We start from the raw sequence: 1,121 nt of genomic DNA on the forward strand, positions 1-1,121 counted from the left end.
GACGTGGGGCAGCAGTTCCAGGAGTCGGGGCCTGCCGAATACATCCGAACCCTTGCGGGGTTCATGGATGCGGCAATGAAGCGTGGCGAACTACGGCGCCTGGACCCGCATGTGACCGCGCTGCAGTTCACCACGTTGATCACGGCTGAGACCCAGGCACGGCTCTACCAGGCCAACCCCGAGCCCGTGTCGGTAGAGCAGATTCACGCGCTGGTCCAGCGCGCCGTCGAGATGTTCCTATACGGCGCGGCGCCGCGCTAGTTCGCGGCTTCGAGCCCGTTCTGAAAGTGCTCGCGCATGCGAGCCATGGCGGCCTCCGCGTCCCGCGCCTCGATGGCGGCCATCACCGAGCGGTGCTCCGCCAGCGACTCCGCGATCCGGCCGGCCTTCAGCAGCGAGTTGTGCCGGTTGAGCTTCATTACCTTGCGCAGGTCGGCCACCATCTGGTCGCGCCACTTGTTGTTGGCGATGGCCAGCAGCCGCATGTGAAAGCGCTCGTTCAGGGCGAAGAAATGCTCCCGGTTCTCGGGTGAGGCCGCTGCTTCCAGCTCGGCGTGCAGCGCCTTCAGCTCGGCGCGCTGCGCGTCGGTGGCGCGCTCGGCCACCACACCGGCGGCGTCGCTCTCCAGCAGTGAGAGCAGGTGGTACACGTCGGTCAGGTCCTGCTCCGACACCTCGGTCACGTAGGCGCCGCGCCGCACCTTCATCGTCACCAGGCCTTCGGCCGCCAGCACCTTCAGCGCCTCGCGCAGCGGCGTGCGGCTGATGCCGTATTCCTCGGCCAGCTTGAGTTCGTCGATCCAGCTGCCGGGCTCCAACTCGCGGCGAAAGATCCGCTGGCGCAGCAACTCGGCCACCTCTTCATAGAGGGCGCGGGGGGTGAGGGTGACGGCGGACATGGGCCGGACTGTACTTCAAAAACGGCGTTTGAATTAATAATTATGGATCGGTTAGACTCGCGGCCGGCTTGCAAATCCGTGCAGGCGAATTTGCGAATACCCTGCAAGACACTGCGAACGGCCCCTTCATGAGCAGCACACCCGAACCCTCTTTCAAGCCCGCCGACCTCGATGCCTGGGCCAAGGCTGCTGCCAAGTCCGCACCCGGCGGCGACGTGAACG

2 protein-coding genes are annotated in these 1,121 nt (G+C 65.7%); one reads left to right on the forward strand and one right to left on the reverse strand.

The genetic code is table 11. The features are described 5' to 3' along the window. Positions 1-261, forward strand: a 261-nt coding sequence (locus ACSFA3_RS25075) for a TetR/AcrR family transcriptional regulator C-terminal domain-containing protein (RefSeq protein ID WP_435508055.1), incomplete at its 5' end; no start/stop codon positions are given. Here the strand turns inward: ACSFA3_RS25075 and ACSFA3_RS25080 are convergent. Then, complete coding sequence (locus ACSFA3_RS25080) at positions 258-899, reverse strand: GntR family transcriptional regulator (protein WP_093052379.1); 642 nt, start codon at positions 897-899, stop codon at positions 258-260. The genes ACSFA3_RS25075 and ACSFA3_RS25080 overlap by 4 nt on opposite strands. Positions 900-1,121: the final 222 nt, after the last annotated feature.

This window comes from Variovorax glucosi (genome assembly GCF_051216695.1).
In the GTDB taxonomy this organism is placed as follows: Bacteria; Pseudomonadota; Gammaproteobacteria; order Burkholderiales; family Burkholderiaceae_C; genus Variovorax.

Bases quoted from the DNA above. Each gene is read 5' to 3' on its own strand.
- ACSFA3_RS25080 (WP_093052379.1), bottom strand. From the start codon at position 899: ATGTCCGCCGTCACCCTCACCCCCCGCGCCCTCTATGAAGAGGTGGCC.